The 791-nt window shown below is 52.1% G+C and carries 1 pseudogene; it reads left to right on the top strand.

The annotated features are described in order from the left end of the window. A pseudogene (locus BN93_RS15345) lies at positions 1-791 on the top strand (RHS repeat domain-containing protein); the annotation flags it as partial.

The following is a 791-nucleotide window of genomic DNA, read 5'->3' as shown; positions in this document are numbered from 1 at the left end:
GAAGTGCTCTATCCCAAGAACCTCTTCAACCGCGTTACCTACACCTACGGCAAACCGGGCGAGAAGTACAACCGTGCAGGCAGGCTGGTGCTGGTGGAAGACGCGTCGGGTGGCGAAGCCTACTACTACGGCAACCAAGGCGAAGTGGTGAAGACGGTGCGCTCGGTGATGGTGAGCACCGCCGACGTGCGCACCTATGTCTACGGCGCCACGTACGACAGCTGGAACCGCGTGCGCACGATGATCTATCCCGACGGGGAGGTGGTTACCTATCATTACAATGCGGCAGGGCAAATCGCGAGTGTCAAGTCCAACAAACAAGGAAAGGAAGAAACCATCGTAGAAAAGGTGGGCTATGACAAGGATGGACACACAGTCTATACCAAGCTGGGCAACGGCACGGAGACAACCTACACCTACGACAAACAACGCGAACGCTTACAAGAAATGAATCTCACGGCAGCAGGAACGGCGATTATGACCAACAAGTACCGATACGATGCTGTGGATAATATCTTGGGTATTGTCAATGCCGTAGACCCGACGCAGGCCAATAGTAATAATAACAACAATAGTAATAACAATAGCAATAACAACAAAGCGAAACTCGGCGGTGCTTTCAACCACACTTACGCTTACGACGACCTTAACCGTCTGATAAAGGCAAACGGAATGGCGAAGGGTGCGAAGTATGAAATGACGATGACCTTCGGACGGATGAGCGAACCGCTCACCAAGGTGCAGAAGGTGGACTCCACAAAGACCGCGCAGTCTTACGACTTTACCTATCA

Origin of the sequence: Prevotella conceptionensis 9403948 (assembly GCF_000312305.1) — a bacterium.
GTDB classification, from domain to species: domain Bacteria; phylum Bacteroidota; class Bacteroidia; order Bacteroidales; family Bacteroidaceae; genus Prevotella; species Prevotella conceptionensis.
The sequence above is the reverse complement of the archived record's forward strand: the minus strand, read 5'-3'. Positions and strand labels throughout refer to the sequence as shown.